This is a genomic window from Streptomyces sp. NBC_00328 (genome assembly GCF_036139655.1).
Lineage (GTDB): Bacteria > Actinomycetota > Actinomycetes > Streptomycetales > Streptomycetaceae > Streptomyces.
Genome location: NZ_CP108013.1, coordinates 6710942 through 6730200, shown reverse-complemented (window position 1 = coordinate 6730200; position 19259 = coordinate 6710942). Strand labels below are relative to the sequence as shown.

The window sequence follows — 19259 nt, the reverse complement described above, 5'->3', positions numbered from 1 at the left end:
AGAGTTCACCTGTCCGGAGGCGGTCACGGGTGGTGCGCGGGTGGGAGGCATCCGGCCGGAGGCCGGGCGGCGCTACTCGGCGGCGGGAAGGGCGGCTCGCGGGCGCTGCCAGCCGCGGGAACCGCGGGCCAGCAGCCACGCCGTGGCCTCCTCCGGAGGCATCGCCGCGGCGACCAGCCACCCCTGGACGGCGTCACAGCCCAGGTCCCGCAACCGCTCCCACGTCTCGTCGTCCTCGACGCCCTCCGCCACGACGAGAAGCCCCAGCGAATGGGCGAGGTCGACGGTGCAGCGCACGATCTCGGCGTCCTCGGCGTCCACGGCCAGTCGCGCGACGAACGAACGGTCGATCTTCAGTTCGCTGACCGGCAGCCGGCGCAGATGGACCAGGGAGGAGTACCCGGTGCCGAAATCGTCCAGGGACATCTTCACGCCGTGCCCGGTGAGAGCCGCGAGGGTGTCGGCGGCCCGCTGCGGGTCCTCCAGGAGCACGTGCTCCGTTATCTCCAGTTGGAGCGCTCCCGCGGGGACTCCGTGCCGGGCGAGACGTGCGGCGACGGCGCCGGCGAACCCCGGCGTGTGGACGTCGCGCGGCGACACGTTCACCGCGACCGGCACGTACAGGCCCTGTGCCCGCCAGCGCGCGACCTGCCCGAGAGCCGTCTCCAGGACGTACTCGGTGAGGTGCGGCATCAGCCCGGACGACTCGGCGATGGCGATGAACTCGTCCGGCGGAACCTTCCCGCGCTCGGGATGCACCCAGCGCACCAGGGCCTCGAGACCGGCCACCTGTCCGTCGAAGCGGACCTTGGGCTGGTAGTGCAGTTCGACGTCGCCGGTGTCCAGGGCCCGGCGCAGATCGCCCAGCAGGCCCAGCCGGTCGGGGGTGTTGGAGTCCCGCTTGGACTCGTACACCTCCACGCCCGTCCGGTCCCGTTTCGCCTGGTACATCGCGATGTCCGCCCGGCGCAGCAACCCCTCCGCGTCGAGCGCGTGGTCGGGGAAGACGGCGAGCCCGGCGCTGGCCTCCAGGACGAGGGTGAGCCCGTCCAGGTCGAGCGGCGAGCCGAGGGCGGCGACCAGATTGCGGGCGACCCGCGTGGCCGACGTGGTGGAGTCCGCGACCGGCAGTAAGACGGCGAACTCGTCTCCGCCGAGCCGCGCGGCCTCCGCCCCGCGCGGCAGTGCGAGCCGCAGCCTGTCGGCTATCTGGAGGAGCAGCCGGTCACCGGCGAGGTGCCCCAGCGTGTCGTTCACCGAACGGAAGCGGTCCAGGTCGATGAGCATGAGGGCGGAGCGTGCGCCGATGCGCTCGGCGTCGTCCAGGGCCGTCCAGGTGCGTTCCAGCAGCCACTGACGGTTCGGCAGCCCGGTCAGCGGGTCGCGCAGTTGTTCCTCGGCCCGCGCGCGGGCTATCCACAGGGTGGAGTCGAGGGCGATCAGTGGGATCGAGAACAGGGGCAGCAGGGCGGGCTGGGCCATCGCCACGACACAGATCAGCGGCGCGATGCCGAGCAGCGCCACAGCGACGAGCCCGTGTCTGACCAGGGCCGTACGGGCGACGGTGGGCAGGCCCCCGACCGGCGTGTTCAGGTACCAGAGCAGGGCGCGGGTGACGGCGAGATAGGCGCCGGCGACCAGGACGAGCTGGGGAGCGGTGTAGAACGTCCAGGTGTCGGGGGCCCAGGGCGTCTCGACGCTCGGGAACCGCCCGAACGACGCGAGGACCAGGGCTCCGGCACCGATCCCGAGGATGTCGGCGGCGCCGTGCGTGACGGCTTGGCGCCAGCGGTTGCGGCGGGCCGTGCCCACCAGGACGACGACGGTGAGACTGACCATGCCGGCCGGGACCCAGCCGTACAGCAGCAGGACCGCGAGGGTCAGCGCGGCGCCGGAACCGGTGCCGCCCCACCAGCGCGCACGGCCGAGGGCGACGAGGTGACCGACGATGACGCCGGTGAGCAGGGCCAGCGCCCAGCCGACGGCGCCGCACGGGAAGAGGGCGTGATGACCGCTGAACGCCCGGTAGAAGCCGGCGCCCAGGACGAAGGCGGCCGTGGCCACGACCGCCGACGGCAGCGCGGGCCAGGACAGTTGGCGTTCGGGGTCCTGGCCGGGCAGGCCGGTGCCGCGTTCGGCGGTGAGAGCGCCGGGACCGGCGGGAACGGGGAGCGGCGCGGCGCCGAGCCCGCTGCGGGCGGCGCGCTCCGAAGGCCGTCCCGTCCGCAGGCCGGTCAGCCATGCGCCGGTCGTCCGGCGCAGGCGCAGCCGTGAGTCGGGAGCGGCGCTCTCGGTCGGTTCCATTCCCGTCCCTCTCACTGCCGGCGGTGCCCACGCCACACGATCCGTTGCCGGCGACAACCGCCAACGGTGGCCGCGTGGAAAACCCTTCCCCCGGCTCGTGAGGAGCGGGGGATGCGCCGACCGAGGCCGGGCACGGCGGGCGCACACGTCAACAGTAGGCCGCGGAAGGCTTCCACGGGCAGCGGTCGTCGACGGTTGCCCGAATGCGACCTGGTCACCCGCATGTCACCGATATGCGCCGAACGGGTGGTCTTCGACCACTATTCCTCGATCGGAAGCGCGACGTCCGCCGCCGCGTCCGGTCCCTGCTCCAACAGGACGACGAAGCCCTCCTCGTTCAGCACCGGAACCTTCAACTGCATCGCTTTGTCATACTTCGAGCCGGGATTGTCGCCCACCACGACGAAGGATGTCTTCTTCGAAACAGAGCCGGTCACCTTTGCTCCACGGCTCTGCAGTTCCTCCTTCGCCCCGTCCCGCGTGTGGTGTTCGAGCGTGCCCGTGACCACGACGGTGAGGCCTTCGAGCGGACGGGGCCCCTCGTCCTCGCCCGCGCCCTCGTCCTCCATCCGGACGCCGGCCGCCTTCCACTTGCGGATGATCTCGCGGTGCCAGTCCTCGGCGAACCACTCCTTGAGCGACGTCGCGATGATCCCGCCGACCCCGTCGACCGCGGCGAGCTCCGCCTCGGTGGCCTGCTCGATGCGGTCGATGGAGTGGAACTCGCGGGCCAGCGCCTCGGCGGCCACCGGGCCCACGTGCCTGATGGAGAGTCCGTTGATGAAACGGGCGAGCGGACGGCTCTTCGCCTCGGCGATCCCCTCCAGCATGGCAAGCGCGTTCTTCTTCGGCTCGCCCTTCTGGTTGGCGAAGACCGTGGCGATCTTCTCCTCGCCGGTCTTCGGGTCGCGCTTGGGCAGGCCGCTGTCCTGGTCGAGAACGTACGCCCTGATGGGGAGCAGCTGCTCGATCGTGAGGTCGAAGAGGTCGCCCTCGTCGAGAAGCGGCGGGGCGGCGGGCTCCAGCGGGCGGGTCAGCGCCGCCGCGGCCACGCTGCCGAAATGGTCGATGTCGAGGCACTCCCGGCCCGCGAGGTAGGAGACCCGCTCTCTCAACTGGGCAGGACATGATCGGGCGTTCGGGCAGCGCAGGTCGACGTCGCCCTCCTTCATGGGCCGCAGCGCCGTACCGCACTCGGGGCACTCGGCCGGCATCACGAACTCCCGCTCGGTGCCGTCACGCAGGTCGGCGACCGGTCCGAGGATCTCGGGGATGACGTCACCGGCCTTGCGCAGCACCACCGTGTCCCCGATGAGGACGCCCTTGGCCTTCACCACGTCCTGGTTGTGCAGGGTGGCGAACTCGACCTCGGAACCCGCGACCGTGACCGGCTCGACCTGCGCGTACGGCGTGACCCTGCCCGTACGGCCCACGCCGACACGGATGTTGACGAGCTTGGTGTTGACCTCCTCGGGCGCGTACTTCCAGGCGATCGCCCAGCGAGGTGCGCGCGCGGTGGAGCCGAGCCGGCCCTGGAGGGGGATCTCGTCGAGCTTGACGACCACCCCGTCGATCTCGTGTTCCACGGAGTGGCGGTTCTCCCCGTAGTACGCGATGAACTCCCGTACGCCGTCGAGGCCGTCGACCACCTTGGCGTACCGCGTGGTCGGCAGTCCCCAGGAGTGCAGCAGGCCGTAGGCCTCGGAGAGCCTGCCGAGGCCCCCGAACCCCTCCAGGGCGCCGATGCCGTGGACGACCATGTGGAGCGGGCGGGTCGCGGTGACGCGCGGGTCCTTCTGGCGCAGCGAACCGGCCGCCGCGTTGCGCGGGTTGGCGAAGGGCTTGTCGCCCGCCTCCACCAGCCGGGCGTTGAGCTCCTCGAACTTCTCCATCGGGAAGTAGACCTCGCCGCGGATCTCGACGAGGTCGGGGACGTGATCGCCGGTCAGACGGTCCGGGATCTCGGTGATCGTACGGACGTTGGGCGTGATGTCCTCGCCGGTACGGCCGTCGCCGCGGGTCGCCGCGCGCGTGAGACGGCCGTGCTCGTACGTGAGGTTGACGGCGAGGCCGTCGACCTTCAGCTCGCACAGGAAGTGGTGGTCGGAGGCGCCCACGTCCTTGGCCACGCGCTCGGCCCACGCCGCCAGTTCCAGGTCGGAGAAGGCGTTGTCGAGCGACAGCATCCGCTGCCGGTGCTGGACGGAGGTGAATTCCGTGGCGTACGCCCCCGCGACCTTCTGGGTCGGCGAGTCCGGCGTCCGCAGCTCGGAGTACTCCTCCTCCAGCGCCTGAAGGGAACGCAGCAGCGTGTCGAACTCCGCGTCGCTGACGACCGGGGCGTCCTTCACGTAGTACCGGAAGCGGTGCTCCTCGATCTCCTCGGCGAGCTGGGCGTGCCGCTCCCGCGCCTCGGCGGGTACCGATGTGGGCTCTGCGTGGATTTCGCCGGCCACCGTTGTGTCCTCCCGTTACTCAGGGTTGTCCGCGAGAGATCTCGCCGCCCGGACGCAGTGGGCCAGCGCCCTGCGCGCGAAGTCGGGGGAGGCCCCCGCGAGTCCGCACGACGGAGTGAGCGTGACCGCCTCCGCGAGAAGACCCGGCCGCAGCCCCAGCCTGCGCCACAGCGTCCTGACACCCATGACGCTACCGGCAGGGTCCGACAACGGGACGTCCACGCCGGGGACGACACCGGCGAACAGACGGGTACCGCCTTCGACCGCTTCCCCGATCGCTTCGTCGTCACGCTCGGTGAGAAGAGAGAAGTCGAACGAGATCGCCGCCGCACCCGCCCGGCGCAGCAGGGCGAAGGGGACGTCCGGCGCGCAGGAGTGGACGACGACGGGACCGCCCCCGTTCACACCGACGACGTCCCGGAGCGTGGCCTCGGCGACCTGGCGGTCCACGGCACGGTTGGTGCGGTAGCCGCTGGCGGTCGGCACCTGGCCGCGGAGCACGGCGACGAGGGAGGGTTCGTCGAGCTGGAGGACGACCTCGGCCCCGGGGATCCGCCGGCGTACGTCGTCGAGGTGGAGGCGCAGTCCCTCGGCGAGCGAGCCGGCGAGGTCGCGGCAGGCGCCTGGGTCGGAGAGGGCGGACTCGCCGTTCCTCAGTTCCAGGGCGGCGGCCAGGGTCCAGGGACCGACGGCCTGCACCTTGAGGGGGCCCTCGTACCCCTGGGTGAACTCCTCCAGTGCGTCGAGGTCCTCTCCCAGCCACGACCTGGCCCGCTTGGTGTCCCGGCCAGGCCGGTCCCCGAAGCGCCAGCCGCTGGGCTCCACGCGCGCGTACAGCTCGACTAGCATCCCCGCGGTCCGGCCGATCATGTCCGCCCCGGGCCCGCGCGCGGGCAGTTCGGCGAGGAAGGGGAAGTCCTCGAAGGAACCGGTGACGGTCTTGGCGGCCTCCCGCGCGTCTCCGCCCGGCATGGACCCGACCCCGGTGGCGGGACCGAACCTGAACTCGCTGTTTTCGCTCACCCCGGAAGCCTACGGAATCACGCGGGGAGCTCAGCCGCCCGGGCGCACCGTCAGATCGTTGACCTCGGCGTCCCGGGGCAGGTCGAGCGCCATCAGGACCGTCGTCGCCACCGACTCGGGGTCGATCCACTTCGAGGCGTCGTACTCCTTGCCCTCCTGCTGGTGGACCTTGGCCTGCATGGGGCTCGCGGTGCGGCCGGGGTAGACGGAGGTCACCCGGACCCCGGCCGCGTGCTCCTCGTGGCGCAGGGAGTCGGCGAGGGCCTTCAGGCCGTGCTTGGAGGCGGCGTAGGCGGACCAGTCGGCGTGGGCGTTCAGACCGGCGCCTGAGTTCACGAAGAGCACGTGGCCCTGGGCCAGGCGGAGCTGGGGCAGGAAGTGGCGGGTCAGCTCGGCGGGGGCGATCAGGTTGACGTTGAGCTGATGGCGCCAGGACTTCGGGGTCAGTTCGCCGACCGGACCGAGGTCGACCACGCCCGCGATGTGCAGCAGCGAGTCGACCTGGCCGGGGAGCGACTGGTGCGAGAACGCCCAGGAGAGCTTGTCGGGGTCCGCCAGGTCGCCGACCAGGGTCTTCGCCCCGGGGAACGCGGCGGTCAGTTCCTTGGCACGCCCGGCGTCGCGCGCGTGGAGCACGAGTTCGTCCCCGCGCGCGTGCAGACGGCGGGCGACGGCCGCGCCGATTCCGGAACCGGCCCCGGTGATCACATGTGTAGCCATGGACGCCATGCTCGCATCACCGGGCGCCGGTCTCGAACCGCCTGACCGGCACCTCAGCGGGCGCCTGTCGCGCCTCAGCGGGTGCCGACGCTCTCCTCCAGGTAGGCCAGCGCCCCCACCGGCTCCTCGGCGAAGAACACCAGGTCGGTGAGAGGGCGCGGCAGGAAGCCCTCGGTGTCCATCCGCCGGAACTGCTCCTTGAGGCCGTCGTAGAAGCCGGCCGTGTTGAGCAGGACCACCGGCATCTCGGTCTTCCCGTGCTTCTTCAGCTCCAGGATCTCGGTCGCCTCGTCGAGGGTGCCGGTGCCGCCGACCATGACGACCACCGCGTCGGCCTTCGCCAGGAGCAGCGCCTTGCGCTCGGCCAGGTCGCGGGCGACGACCATCTCGTCGGCGTCCGGGCGGGCCTTGGCGGCCAGGAAGTCCACGGAGACGCCCACCAGTCGTCCGCCCGCCTGCTGCACCCCGTCGGCGACGACCTTCATCAGGCCGACGTCGGAGCCGCCCCACACGAGTGTGTGGCCGCCCTTGCCGAGGAGTTCGGCGAACTCCCGGGCGGGGCGCGTGTAGCGGTCGTCGAGGTCGGCGGCGGAGAGGAAGACACAGATGTTCATGACTTCACCGTACGCGGGAAGGATTCGGGGCCCGCGAGCGCTTTCCCGGTATGGCTGAAGGACACACGATCACGATCGAGCAAGGCACGCGCCATGTCCGCGTCGTGCACGGCGACCAGGTCCTGGCGGAGAGCGACCGCCCCCTGGTGCTGCGCGAGACGGGCTGTCCGGTCCGCTACTACATCCCGCCCGAGGACGTCCGTCTGGAGCTGCTGACGCCCTCCGACACCCACACGTACTGCCCCTTCAAGGGCACCGCGTCCTACTGGTCGCGTCCCGGAGCGGCCGATCTCGTGTGGGCCTACCCCGATCCCAAGCCCGACGTCGCCGGGATCAAGGACCACCTCTGCTTCTACGAGGTCGACGTGTCCTGAGCTGCGTGTCCTGACTTCCGGACGCGCGGGCGTGGTGACGCGATGAGTTCCCGCTCGCCCGGCAGTCTCTACAGGCATGGACAAAAAGACGATCTCGCGCGACGGGACGCCCATCGCCTACGAACGCCACGGTGACGGCCCGACGGTCGTGCTGGTGGGTGGCGCCATGTGCACGGGCGCCACGCTCGCGCCCCTCGCGGAGGCCCTCTCGGACCGCTTCGGCGCCGTCACCTACGACCGGCGGGGCCGTGGCGGCAGCGGCGACACGGCGCCCTTCGCGGTGGCCCGGGAGATCGAGGACATCGCGGCGCTGATCGAGGCATTCGGGGACAGCGCGGCGCTCTACGGCATCTCGTCGGGCGGCGCGCTGGCCCTGGAGGCGGCCGCGAGCGGGCTGCCCGTCCGTGAAGTCGCCGTCTACGAGACGCCGTTCGCCGTCGACGAGGTGGCGGCCAAGCAGCGGGCCGAGTACACCGGGCGGCTGGCCGAGCTGCTAGGCCAGGGTCGTCGCGGTGACGCGGTCGAGCTGTTCCTGGCCCTCGTGGGCACGCCCCCGGAGATGATCGCCGGAGTGCGCATGTCCCACGCCTGGCCCGGCATGGAAGCCCTCGCTCCGACCCTGGCGTACGACGACGCCGCGATGGGCGGGGGCCGGGTGCCCCGCGAACGGCTGGCCGCGCTCTCCGTGCCGCTGCTGTCCGTCGCGGGCGACGCGAGCCCGGCGTGGATGCGCGAGGCGGCCCGGACCATCGCGGAGGCCGCGCCGAACGGGTCCTACCGCACGCTGGAGGGACAGACCCACATGGTGGAATCCCGGGCGCTCGCCCCGGTGCTGGCGGAGTTCTTCGGCACGGACGGTTAGCCGAGGGCGCCATCGAGGTCCCTCACCTGCGCGACCCGGTCGGCCCGGGGGCCCTCACCTGCCCTACACGGTCGGCCCGAGGTCTCTCACCTGCCCGGCCGGGTCGGCCACGAGGGCTCTCCCGTACCGGCCGGGCCGGCCGGGCCGGCCGGGCAGGTCGGTCTAGACGTCCGCCGTCGCGCGCGTGGTCGTCGCGATCGTCGCCGACCCCACCACACGGGTGCCGTCGTACAGGACGATCGCCTGGCCGGGGGCGACGCCCCGGACCGGCTCGGTGAAGGTGACCCGCAGCTCGCCGTCGACCAGGCCGGCGTTCACCTCGGTCTCGCCGCCGTGGGCGCGCAGCTGGGCGGTGTAGGTGCCGGGACCGACCGGGGCGGCGCCGCACCAGCGGGGCTTGATCGCGGTCAGGGCGGACACGTCCAGGGAGGCGGCCGGGCCGACCGTGACCGTGTTGTTCACCGGCGAGATGTCCAGGACGTAGCGCGGCTTGCCGTCGGCGGCGGGGGTGCCGATGCGCAGCCCCTTGCGCTGTCCGATCGTGAAGCCGAACGCACCCTCGTGGGAACCGATGACCGCTCCGGCCTCGTCGACGATGTCACCCTCCGCCTTGCCCAGGCGGTTCGCCAGGAAGCCCTGGGTGTCGCCGTCGGCGATGAAGCAGATGTCGTGCGAGTCAGGCTTCTTGGCGACGGCCAGGCCCCGGCGCTCGGCCTCGGCGCGGATCTCGTCCTTGGTGGTGACCGTGTCGCCGAGAGGGAACAGCGCGTGGGCGAGCTGGCGGTCGTCCAGGACGCCGAGGACGTACGACTGGTCCTTGGCCATGTCGGAGGCCCGGTGCAGCTCGCGCGTGCCGTCCTCGCGGACGATCACCTGCGCGTAGTGGCCGGTGCAGACCGCGTCGAAGCCGAGCGCGAGCGCCTTGTCCAGCAGGGCCGCGAACTTGATCTTCTCGTTGCAGCGCAGGCACGGGTTCGGGGTGCGGCCGGCCTCGTACTCGGCGATGAAGTCCTCGACGACGTCCTCGCGGAAGCGCTCGGCGAGGTCCCAGACGTAGAACGGGATGCCGATGACGTCGGCGGCCCGGCGGGCGTCGCGCGAGTCCTCGATCGTGCAGCAGCCGCGCGCGCCGGTCCTGAACGATTGCGGGTTCGCCGAGAGGGCGAGGTGCACTCCCGTCACGTCGTGCCCGGCCTCGGCGGCACGGGCGGCGGCTACGGCGGAGTCCACTCCGCCCGACATGGCGGCGAGGACGCGGAGGGGGCGCTGCGAGGTGTCAGTCATAACCCCTCCAGAGTACGGGGCCGCGGGAACCGGAACCCGCGAGTATCCGTTGAAGATCGCATGGGGGCGAAAAAGGAGAAGCCGGGAAGGCCGCGGAGCGGTGGGGCCGGGGCGGGAGCCAAGGACGGCGACCGGCCGGCGGGACGCCGCGTGCTGCTCATCGGCGGTCTGGCGGCGGCCGTGAGCGCGGCCGGGCTCGCCCGCGAGGAGCTGTCGCACCTGTGGTGGCGGCTGCCGGGTGTGGAGAAGGCACGCGTCGCGGGGGCGGTGGACTTCCGGGGCGCGCAGTGGGTGGCGGCTTCGGCGGCGAACTGGCGGCGGGCCGACCGTCCCGACGACTACGGGATAGACCGGGTGGTCATCCACGTCACCCAGGGCAGCTTCGCGAGCGCGGTGCGGGCCTTCCAGGACCCGAAGCACGAGGCGGCCGCTCACTACATCGTCCGCGGGGACGGTCATGTCACGCAGATGATCCGCGAGCTGGACGTGGCGTTCCACGCGGGCAACCGCGCGTACAACGAACGCAGCGTCGGCATCGAGCACGAGGGTTTCGTCGACCGCCCCTCGTCGTTCACGGACGCGATGTACGAGGCCTCGGCACGGCTGACGGCGAGGATATGCGGGCGGTACGGCATCCCCGTGGACCGCGAGCACATCATCGGACACATCGAGGTCCCGGGCACGGACCACACGGATCCCGGGCGGTACTGGGACTGGGACCGGTACATACGGCTCGTACGGCGGGCGCGGTCGGCAGCGGCCTGACGAGAAATCCCGTCTGCCGAGAACTCCCGGGAATCCTGTCTGCCGAGGATCCCCCGGCGCCTCACCAGGGGGGTGTCAGGTCAGACCTGCCATGCGCGCCCGCTCCACCGCCGGGCCGATGGCCCGCGCCACCGCCGCGACGTCCGCCCGGGTGGAGGTGTGGCCGAGGGAGAAGCGCAGGGTGCCCCGGGCGAGGTCCGGGTCGGTGCCGGTGGCGAGGACGACGTGGCTCGGCTGGGCCACGCCCGCCGTGCACGCCGAGCCGGTGGAGCACTCGATGCCCTGCGCGTCGAGCAGCAGGAGCAGCGAGTCGCCCTCGCAGCCGGGGAACGTGAAGTGCGCGTTGGCGGGCAGCCGGCCCCCGGGTTCCGGGTCACCGCCGAGGATCGCGTCGGGCACGGCCTTGACGACGGCGTCGGCCAGGTCGTCGCGCAGGGCGCCGATCTCGCGGGCGAACCCCTCCTGCCGTTCGGCGGCCAGCCGCCCGGCGACCGCGAAGGACACGGTGGCGGGGACGTCGAGGGTGCCGGAGCGCACATGGCGCTCCTGACCGCCCCCGTGCAGCACGGGCACGGGGCTGTACTCGCGGCCGAGAAGCAGCGCGCCGATCCCGTAGGGACCGCCGATCTTGTGGCCGGACACCGTCATCGCGGCGAGGCCGGAGGCCGCGAAGTCGACCGGGACCTGACCGAAGGCCTGGACCGCGTCGGCGTGCAGCGGGACATCGAACTCCGCCGCGACGTCCGCCAGTTCGCGGACCGGCATGATGGTGCCGATCTCGTTGTTGGCCCACATGACCGTGGCGAGGGCGACGTCCGCGGGGTTGCGGGCGATGGCCTCGCGCAGGGCGTCGGGGTGGACGCGGCCGTGGGCGTCGACGGGCAGGTACTCGACCGTGGCGCCCTCGTGCTCACCGAGCCAGTGGACCGCGTCGAGGACGGCATGGTGCTCGACGGGGCTCGCGAGAACACGGGTACGGGCCGGATCGGCGTCTCTGCGGGACCAGTACAGGCCCTTCACCGCGAGGTTGTCGGCCTCGGTGCCGCCGGAGGTGAGGACCACCTCGCTGGGGCGGGCGCCGAGGGCGTCCGCCAGGGTTTCACGGGCCTCCTCGACGGCCCGCCGCGCGGTGCGGCCGGCGGCGTGGAGGGAGGAGGCGTTGCCCGTGACGCTCAGTCGGGCGGTCAGAGCCTCTGCTGCCTCGGGAAGCATGGGGGTGGTCGCGGCGTGGTCGAGGTAAGCCATGGTGGGCTCGATTCTACGGGCCCGCTCCCCCTATCTCCCCTGCCCCCGGCGGCATGACGGCCCGCCCCGGCTCGCGCACGGCCCGGCGGTGCGCTCCGCGGCGTCGCGCCCGGCCCTCGCGCGGCGGCCCGGCGCCGCCCGCCGTGGGCCGTGACCTCGGCCCCGGCCGTCGCGGCGGCCTCAGAAGCTCCAGGACACCGTGTTGTCGACCTGCATGAAGGCGACCAGGACCACCAGGTCGGCGATGCCCAGGCCGAGGCCGAGGAAGGCGCGGCCCCGGCGGGCCGTGCCGCGCCAGAGGGCGACGGAGGCGAGGACGATGGCGACGGGGCCCAGGAAGACGTTCAGCACGAGCAGGCCGAGCAGGCCGAGGACGAAGGAGGCCACGGCCATGCCGTCGGCGTCCTTGACGCCGGTCCGGCGCGTGGCGCGGACGGTCTCGGTGGCGTCGGCGGCACGAACGGCTTCGGCGGTGCGGACGGCTTCGGCGGTGCGGGGCGTCGCGGCGGTGCGGGGCGAGCGGGTCGTGCCGGTGGTGCGCGCGGTGAGTTCCATGACGTGAGTCAGCTCCCAACGGTCAGTCGGTGAAGGTGTGGGACCAACGGCCGGTCGGCAAAGGTGCGGGACCAACGGTCAGTTGGCGGAGGGGTGACGCCGGCGGGCCCCGCGCTCGCGCAGCGCGAAGACGATCAGCCAGACGCCGATGACGGCCGCGGCGACGAGGGTGAAGGACAGCGGCGCGTGCGCCACGGAGCCCATCACGACGCCGAGCAGCAGGAGTGCGGCGACGAGGAACAGCATGAGATGCCTCTCGAAGAAGTCTCGAAGTCCGGTCCTGGAACCTCCGGGACCTCAACGGTGAGGGCCCGATGTTTCCGGGACTTGACAGTTCAGTGAACGGTTGTAGTAACAGTTGTTCACTGACTCTGGAGTCTAGCGCGCTCCACGGCTTTAAAATTCCGGAGAACAGTTGTTAACTGCATGGCATGAGTCACACTCTCGGCATCCGCCAGGCGCAGAAGCAGAAAACCCGACAGGCGCTGCTGGACGCCGCGTTGGGGCTTCTGGAGGATCAGAGCCTGAGCAGCCTGGGACTGCGGGAGGTCACCCGCGCCGTCGGAGTCGCTCCGACCGCCTTCTACCGGCATTTCCGCTCGACGGCGGATCTCGGTGCGGCGCTGGTCGAGGAGGCGCTCGGCAGCCTGCACCCGATGATCGAGGACATCGTGTCGACGGCCGGCGACGGCGACGAACGCATCGCGCGTGCCGTGGAACTGATCGCCCACCACGTCGCGACGCACCCGGCGCACGTCCGCTTCATCGCGCGCGAGCGGCACGGCGGTGTCCAGCCGGTGCGGGACGCGATCAGCGAGCAGCTGGCCCGGTTCGCCGAGGAGGTCAGGGACGCGCTGGCCGAGCACCCCGAGTCGGCGGGATGGAACGACGACGATCTGCTGATGCTGGCGGGCCTGTACGTCGACCACATGCTGATGGCGGCCTCGGCGTTCCTGGAGGCGCTGGACGGCTCCCCGGCGGAACGCGAACGGGTGGCCAGGACGGCGAGCCGTCAGATGCGGCTGATCAGCATCGGCCGCCGCCACTGGCTCGGCTGATCGGCATCGCCCGCCACCAACAACGCGACTGATCAGAACCGGCCGCCACCACCGGCTCGGCTGATCGGCATCAGCCGCCACCACCGGCCCGGCCGCCCCGCCCCGCCGCGGGGCCGCGCGGCGGGGCCCGCCGCCGAGGCGGCGACTCAGGCCGGCGGCGCGCCCGTTCCCGGACGCGCCGCACCGTCACTCGCCCTCACCCTCGGCCCGCGGGCCGCGCCGTACCGGCGTGACACCGCCTCCGTACGACACCGCCTCCGTACGACAGCGGGCCCTCCCCCGTCTCAGCCCTGAGCGGCCGACTGTCCCTGCCCCATCTGGCCGCCGCCGGGACCGCCGCCGCAGCCGCCCTGACCGCCGCCCGCACCACCGCCGGGGCCACCGCTCGGCATGCCCGAGGGGAACCCGGAGGGGGCCTTCCCGGTGGGCACGCCCGAAGGGGTACCGGACCGCGAGGGCATGCCCGAGGGCGCGCCGCTGAGGCGTCCGGAGGCTCCGCCCGGCATCCCGGACGGGCGCGCGCAGTTCTGCCCGCCGGAAGTCTTGCCGTCCGAGGACGACGAGTCACCGGAGCCGCAGGCCGCCAGCAGGGGCGAGAGCGCGAGGACGGCGACGAAGGGAACGAGTCGTGCACGACGGTTCATGGGGCAACTCCCGGTCAGGTCAGATAAGTCGGCCGACGAGGGCCGGACGAGCGGGAGACAGCGGACCAGATCCACGTAGGGCCCCGCTGTGCCGGAGCTGTGCCTTGCTGTGCGGCGCGGGCCCGGCGCCGGTGCTCAACCGTTTCTAAGGACTGAGCGGGAGTGGGTCCTGTTGCCAGAACCCGTGCTCAGCCGCGTGTCCCGAACGGTGTTGGACACGCTGGTTCCCCGCTTTGACCGCACGGCCGGTCGCCGCCCTCTGAGGGCTGGTTCCGTGCCGTGTCCGGCGGGGTCCCTCGCGCTCCAAGGTGCCCGGTTCGGCCTGGACGTTCCGATGCCCGCCACCATCGCTCCGGTGGGTGCGGGGCGGTTTCGTCCGTCGCCGGATCGGGTGCCCGAGGGCGCGCCTTCCGATCGCGATGCCCGCCGCGTCGTGGCGGGTCATCGCACGTTTCTTGCTGGTCAGGGGGGTCTTCCAGTGTTCGGCGCCCCACTTGGAGGTGTACGCCGGGTCGACGGCGACCAGGGAGAGGCCGTGCTCGGCGGCCATGTTCACCAGTCGGGCCTTGACCTTGCCGGTGGGGATGCCGTGGATGAGTTGCCGGAACCGCTTGCGGCGACCGAACCTCTCGCGGGTCTTCCCGTCGCAGAAGTCGAGGTCTTCGACAGCGATCGCGGTGACGCCGGTCCGGGTGGCCCAGCGCAGCAACTGGCTGAGCGCGTGCCGCAGCTGCGCGTCGCGGTGGTCCGCGCTGCCGGTCAGGTCGTAGCGGAACCGCTGCGGGTCGCCGACCGGGTTGCCGTGCCGGTCGAGGCGGTACGCGGCGAAGTGGTCGGCGTTGGTGTCCACGCCGATCAGGCCGCCTGCCCGGGCCGCTTCCAAGGCGATGGTCTGCACGGCGGGGCGTTTCCACGAGGCGGTCAGATACCAGCGGTCCTTGGCCACGTCGTAGTGGATCCCGTACGCGATCGCCCGGTTCCCGGCGACACGGTCGGCCCACTCCGCGCCCCGGTACCGGAAGGCGACGCGGCTGGTCAGGACGTACCGGCCATGCGGGCTGTTGGCGAGGTACTCCAGCGGCTTGGGCAGCTTGACGGAGACCTCGCCGTCCGGGGTGACGCGGATCGTTTCGTTCCCGAACCGCTTGCCCGACTCGCCGTCCGCGCTCAAGAACCAGCGGGCGGCCTCCCAGCGTTCCCGCCATCGGGTCTCGGTAAGACCGGCGGCGGCCAGGTTGTGCCGGTTGTTCGCGAGGCTCTTCCCGCCGCGCACGACGTGCACCTGCCCGGTCGCGATGTCCTCCTCCACCTTCGTGAGACGGGCCTTGAGGATGTGGAGTCGGCGGGACTTGTGGAACCACTCCGCCTTGGACCGGTAGCCGCCCGGTCTGCCCTTGGCACCCTTCTCCCCGACCGGAAGGGACAAGCGGTGCATGAGCATGCGGATGCCGTCGGCGAGCTTGTCCCGGTACGCGAACTGGCCACGCCGGGCCAGGGCGTACTGGTCGTGGGTGCCCTTGGTGACGGCACCGGCCCAGCGGGACGACGACCTGGCAGTCAGCTCCTGCTTGCGGGCGGCCCAGCTCTGGCCGGTGCGCTCGAAGCCGGCCCGCGAGTACACGGCGAGGTCGGCGGTGGCGAGACCGCCCAGGTGGGCGCCGATGAGACGCAGGACCCTGTCGTCCTTGGGTGTGAGGTCTTTGAGGCGGTCACGGATCGCGACGCCCGCGCGGTCCTGGACCACGAACGGGCCCCGGACCGCACGCAACGGCTTCTTGCGCTCGCTCACTTCGCGGCCGCCTCAAGCGCCTTCCGCGCGCGGTTCCCTACGGAGCGGCGTCCGTACAAGCGGGCGCAGAACCAGGTCAGGACCTCGGTCATGTCGCGGACCAGGTCGTCTTCGGCCTCGCCGTCGTCAAGGATGACGAGGCGACGGCCATGCGCGGCCAGTGCGGCCTCGACGAGCTCGGTGTTCATCCACCCCAGGCGGTCCTTGTGCTCGACGACCACCGTGGTCACGGCCGGGTCGGCCAGCAGTCGACGGACCTTCGCCCGCACGCCGTTCATGCCCGAGGCGATCTCCGACTCGGCCCGCACCACCCGGTGCCCCGCCTTCGCCGCCCACTCCACCAGCCGCGCGGTCTGCCGCACCAGATCAGCCTTCTGGCCGTGGGAGGAGACCCGGGCGTACAGGCCCACGCCCCCGACGGCATCGGCGACCTGGTTGGCCTCGATGTTCACCAGGATCGTGCGCGGGCCCACCCGCTCCGCAGGTACCGGCAGCGTTCCATCACGAAACCAGCGGCGCGCCGTCTGCGGATGGACGCCCTGGGCCTTCGCCCACTCGGTCAGATTCACAAGCCAGACCGTAGAGGCCACTCACTCATGAATGCTCATGATCGCTCGTTCATCACTAGAACGAGTGCAGTTCAAACCCCCCTCGTACACAGCGCCGATGGCGGCCGCCGTCGCCGCCAGCTCCTCGCGCGCCCCGGCCGGCGCGAGGACCTCCAGCGCGTCCCCGAAGGCCAGCAGCGTGCGGGTTTCCCGCACCGAGCCGAGGGTGAGGCGCGCGGTCACCCACTCACCGGCGCCGTCGTCCTCGGGCAGCTCCGCGAGGGAGGCCGCGTGGAGGCGTACGAACATGTCGAGGCGGGAGCGCCGTACCCGAACCGTGACGTCGACACCCCCCGGCCGCTCCTCGACCTGACGGCGCAGCACCTCCCAGGCGTCGGCGAGTTCGACGCCCGGACGGCGCCGCACCGGGTCCGGCAGCAGGGTGGCCGACCGGACCCGGTCGGCGCGGAACAGCCGCGGAGCTCCGCGCCGGTCGGCGACCAGGTACCAGACACCGGCCTTGGAGACGAGGCCGTACGGGTCGACGGTGCAGGTACTCGGTTCGGTGTCCCCGCCGTGGCGGTAGCGCAGCCGCAGCCGGCGGTCGGAGAAGACGGCGTCCTGCAGCACGTCCAGGTCCACCGCCCGCCGGGGACCGCACCTCCAGCGTGTGGCGTCGACGAGGATCCGCCGGCTGGTGACCTCGGCGGCGGGCCTGAAGGGCGCGGGCAGCGCGGCCATCACCTTGCGCAGCGCCGAGCCGAGCGCCGCGTCGAGGCCGAGGGCGGCGTGCGCGCCCTGCGCGGTCAGGACGAACAGCGAGCGGGACTCGTCCGCGGTCAGTCCCGTGACGTCCGTACGGAATCCGGCGAGCAGTTCGATGCCGCCGTGCCGCCCGCGTTCGGCGTAGACCGGGACGCCGGAGGCGGACAGGGCCTCGACGTCCCGGTAGATGGTGCGTACCGACACCTCCAGCCGTTCGGCGAGTTCGCGCGCCGGGACGCGTCCGCGCGTCTGGAGCAGCAGCAGGATCGAGAGCAGGCGATCGGACTTCACGCGCCCAGGATCGCGCCCGCCGCGGGCCGTCCACAAATGCTGACGGAAACTGTCAGGTTATGCGTCGAGGGTGAGGGCACACCGAGACACGGAAGAGGTAGTCATGAACGCCATGGACCCCCGCCCCCTGTACGCCCGCGCCGCCGCTCAGATCGCGTCGCTGATCGCGACCGTCCGGCCGGAACAGCTCGGCGGTGTCACTCCGTGCACCGAGTTCGACGTACGGCTGCTGCTGTCGCACATGGTCGGCGGCACCCGGCGGATCGCCGTGATCGGGGCGGGCGGCGACGGGCTCGCGGTGCGGCCGTTCGCCGACGGGGTGCCGGACGACGGCTGGAGCGCCGCGTACGAGGAGACCAGGGCGCAGGTCCGCGCCGGATGGGCGGACGACGCGCGGCTGGAGGCGCCGGTGCGGGTGCCGTGGGGTGAGGCGACCGGACGGATCGCCCTCTCCGGGTACGTCATGGAGGCCGTCACTCACACCTGGGACCTCTCGGAGGCGCTGGGCCGGCCGCTCGAACTCGATCCGGAACTGGCCGAGTTCGCGCTCACGATCGCGGCCCGGGTGCTGCCCGACGAGGGGCGCGAGGACCCCGAGCTGCCCTTCGGCGCGGTGGCGCCGGTGCCCGAGGGTGCCGACGCGTACGGGCGGCTGGCGGCCTGGACGGGCCGCCGCCCGCTGGTGACCGCCTGACGGCGGCTGCCCGACGGTAACCGCCCGCTGGCGGCCGGCTGAAGGCGGCCGGCTCCCGCTGCCGACCGCCTGACGGTGGCGGCCTGACGGCGCGGAGCACCGCGCCACGGGCGGGAAGGGGCACCGGGCAGGCAGGGGGTGCCTCCGAAGCCGTGAGCGCGCCGCAGGCGATCCTGCGCCGCGCTCACGGCTTCGGGCCGCGCTCACGGCTTCGGGGGCCGGGGTCCGGAGCCCCGGCCGTCCGGGGCGGGCCGGAAGCGGCCGTGGCGGTCAGGCGAGGCGGGCGCGGGCGAGTTGGCGGGACTGGGCGACCAGGCGGTCCTCGCTGTCCCAGACCTCCGCGTCCTCCTCCAGGAAGCCCCCGGCGAGGTTGCGGGTGGTGATCGACACCCGCAGCGGGCCGGGCGCCGGGCGGGAACGCACGTGCGCGGTCAGCTCGACGGTCGGCACCCAGCCGGACAGGCCGATCTCGAAGGCCGTCGGCGGCAGCGCGTCGACCGCGAGGAGCAGCGAGAGCGGGTCGGCGTCCCGGCCGTCGGCGAGTCCGAACCACGCCCGCATCTCGCCCTTCCCGGACGGAGCGCCGAGCGCCCAGCCGAGGGTCGCGGGGTCGAGCTTGAGGAACAGCCGGTCGGTGATCGCCGAGCTGCCGGGAATGGGGGCGGGCGCGTCCTGCGGGCCGAAGCACTGGTCCATGGGCGGGATCGCGGGCGGCAGCGCGGTCGTGCGGACGTCGTCGGGCAGGGAGTCGAGATCGCCGTACGAGGCGAGGACGCGGATGCGCTCGATCTCGCGGCCCTCGTCGTCGTACTGGAAGAGGGAGGCCTGTCCGGTCGACAGCGTCCGGCCGGCGCGTACGACGTCCGTGCGGATGACGGCGGGACCCGGCTGGGACGCGGTCAGATAGTGCGCGGAGACCGTGAACGGGTCGGAGTGCGGAAGGGCGTCGGCGAGCGCCCGGCCGAGGACGGCCAGCAGATAGCCGCCGTTGACGGCGTTGATGATCGTCCACCCGGCGGAGAGGTCGACGTCGTAGACACCGGCCCCACGCGGGGTGACGGCCGTGTCCCGGTCGAACTCGCTGTCGCCGATCGTGGCCCGTGCGGCCTGTACCGAAGCTGCTTCTGGCATACATGAACGGTACAACAGGAAATTACTAAGCGGTAGCTTTCGCCCATTCGGAGGCATGGGCGACTCCCCCGACTCCCTCACGATCCGACCATCCAGGTGAGGATTCGGCAATTTCCTGTCAAGTGTCCGTAATCATC

19 protein-coding genes are annotated in these 19259 nt (G+C 72.2%); 5 read left to right on the top strand and 14 right to left on the bottom strand.

Annotated features, from left to right (window positions below):
* Nucleotides 1–72: 72 nt before the first annotated feature.
* The 5 genes from OG485_RS29675 to OG485_RS29655 all read right to left on the bottom strand — a co-directional run bounded on the left by OG485_RS29675 (nt 73) and on the right by OG485_RS29655 (nt 7117).
* The gene (locus tag OG485_RS29675; RefSeq protein ID WP_328671561.1) at nt 73–2304 is read right to left on the bottom strand and encodes a putative bifunctional diguanylate cyclase/phosphodiesterase; all 2232 of its coding nucleotides are present in this window, start codon (nt 2302–2304) and stop codon (nt 73–75) included.
* Between the two features lie 260 nt (nt 2305–2564).
* Nucleotides 2565–4760, bottom strand: coding sequence for an NAD-dependent DNA ligase LigA (ligA, locus tag OG485_RS29670; protein WP_328671560.1), 2196 nt, complete (start codon nt 4758–4760; stop codon nt 2565–2567).
* A 15-nt stretch (nt 4761–4775) separates the two neighbouring features.
* The gene (locus OG485_RS29665) at nt 4776–5783 is read right to left on the bottom strand and encodes a methionine synthase (RefSeq protein WP_328671559.1); all 1008 of its coding nucleotides are present in this window, start codon (nt 5781–5783) and stop codon (nt 4776–4778) included.
* Between the two features lie 30 nt (nt 5784–5813).
* Nucleotides 5814–6512 (bottom strand): SDR family oxidoreductase, encoded by a 699-nt coding sequence (locus tag OG485_RS29660; protein WP_328671558.1) that lies wholly within the window; start codon nt 6510–6512, stop codon nt 5814–5816.
* 65 nt (nt 6513–6577) lie between these two features.
* Nucleotides 6578–7117 carry a TIGR00730 family Rossman fold protein gene (locus tag OG485_RS29655; protein ID WP_328671557.1) on the bottom strand — a complete coding sequence of 180 codons (540 nt, stop codon included), beginning with the start codon at nt 7115–7117 and terminating at the stop codon, nt 6578–6580.
* A gap of 50 nt (nt 7118–7167) precedes the next feature.
* Between OG485_RS29655 and OG485_RS29650 the strand changes: the two genes are divergently transcribed.
* A complete protein-coding gene (locus tag OG485_RS29650; protein ID WP_328671556.1) occupies nt 7168–7491 on the top strand; it encodes a DUF427 domain-containing protein in 324 nt (107 codons plus the stop codon).
* A 76-nt stretch (nt 7492–7567) separates the two neighbouring features.
* A complete protein-coding gene (locus tag OG485_RS29645) occupies nt 7568–8353 on the top strand; it encodes an alpha/beta fold hydrolase (protein WP_328671555.1) in 786 nt (261 codons plus the stop codon).
* 162 nt (nt 8354–8515) lie between these two features.
* Here the strand turns inward: OG485_RS29645 and mnmA are convergent, their stop codons facing one another.
* Nucleotides 8516–9637, bottom strand: coding sequence for a tRNA 2-thiouridine(34) synthase MnmA (mnmA, locus tag OG485_RS29640; RefSeq protein ID WP_328671554.1), 1122 nt, complete (start codon nt 9635–9637; stop codon nt 8516–8518).
* A 60-nt stretch (nt 9638–9697) separates the two neighbouring features.
* Between mnmA and OG485_RS29635 the strand changes: the two genes are divergently transcribed.
* A complete protein-coding gene (locus OG485_RS29635) occupies nt 9698–10402 on the top strand; it encodes an N-acetylmuramoyl-L-alanine amidase (RefSeq protein ID WP_328671553.1) in 705 nt (234 codons plus the stop codon).
* A 75-nt stretch (nt 10403–10477) separates the two neighbouring features.
* On the opposite strand, the gene OG485_RS29630 is transcribed toward OG485_RS29635, so the two are convergent.
* From OG485_RS29630 to OG485_RS29620, 3 genes are all read right to left on the bottom strand, one after another.
* A complete protein-coding gene (locus OG485_RS29630) occupies nt 10478–11647 on the bottom strand; it encodes a cysteine desulfurase family protein (protein WP_328671552.1) in 1170 nt (389 codons plus the stop codon).
* A gap of 180 nt (nt 11648–11827) precedes the next feature.
* A complete protein-coding gene (locus OG485_RS44055; RefSeq protein ID WP_443048783.1) occupies nt 11828–12202 on the bottom strand; it encodes a DUF4190 domain-containing protein in 375 nt (124 codons plus the stop codon).
* Nucleotides 12203–12280: 78 nt separating this feature from the next.
* On the bottom strand, nt 12281–12448 hold the full coding sequence (locus OG485_RS29620) for a hypothetical protein (RefSeq protein ID WP_326785385.1): 168 nt from the start codon (nt 12446–12448) through the stop codon (nt 12281–12283).
* A 185-nt stretch (nt 12449–12633) separates the two neighbouring features.
* On the opposite strand from OG485_RS29620, the gene OG485_RS29615 reads away from it, so the two are divergent.
* On the top strand, nt 12634–13260 hold the full coding sequence (locus OG485_RS29615) for a TetR family transcriptional regulator (protein WP_328447865.1): 627 nt from the start codon (nt 12634–12636) through the stop codon (nt 13258–13260).
* A 284-nt stretch (nt 13261–13544) separates the two neighbouring features.
* Here the strand turns inward: OG485_RS29615 and OG485_RS29610 are convergent, their stop codons facing one another.
* The 4 genes from OG485_RS29610 to OG485_RS29595 form a co-directional block, all read right to left on the bottom strand.
* A complete protein-coding gene (locus OG485_RS29610) occupies nt 13545–13904 on the bottom strand; it encodes a hypothetical protein (RefSeq protein ID WP_328671551.1) in 360 nt (119 codons plus the stop codon).
* A gap of 145 nt (nt 13905–14049) precedes the next feature.
* A complete protein-coding gene (locus OG485_RS29605) occupies nt 14050–15693 on the bottom strand; it encodes a transposase (protein ID WP_328671550.1) in 1644 nt (547 codons plus the stop codon).
* Nucleotides 15690–16262, bottom strand: coding sequence for an IS607 family transposase (locus OG485_RS29600; RefSeq protein WP_328671549.1), 573 nt, complete (start codon nt 16260–16262; stop codon nt 15690–15692). The genes OG485_RS29605 and OG485_RS29600 overlap by 4 nt, the downstream gene beginning before the upstream one ends.
* A 21-nt stretch (nt 16263–16283) precedes the next feature.
* Nucleotides 16284–17297, bottom strand: coding sequence for a helix-turn-helix transcriptional regulator (locus OG485_RS29595; RefSeq protein ID WP_328671548.1), 1014 nt, complete (start codon nt 17295–17297; stop codon nt 16284–16286).
* A 103-nt stretch (nt 17298–17400) separates the two neighbouring features.
* On the opposite strand from OG485_RS29595, the gene OG485_RS29590 reads away from it, so the two are divergent.
* Nucleotides 17401–17991: a TIGR03086 family metal-binding protein gene (locus OG485_RS29590; RefSeq protein ID WP_328671547.1), complete on the top strand. Its 591-nt coding sequence runs from the start codon at nt 17401–17403 to the stop codon at nt 17989–17991.
* Between the two features lie 270 nt (nt 17992–18261).
* On the opposite strand, the gene OG485_RS29585 is transcribed toward OG485_RS29590, so the two are convergent.
* Nucleotides 18262–19122, bottom strand: a complete 861-nt coding sequence (locus OG485_RS29585; RefSeq protein WP_328671546.1) for a thioesterase family protein — start codon at nt 19120–19122, stop codon at nt 18262–18264.
* Nucleotides 19123–19259: the final 137 nt, after the last annotated feature.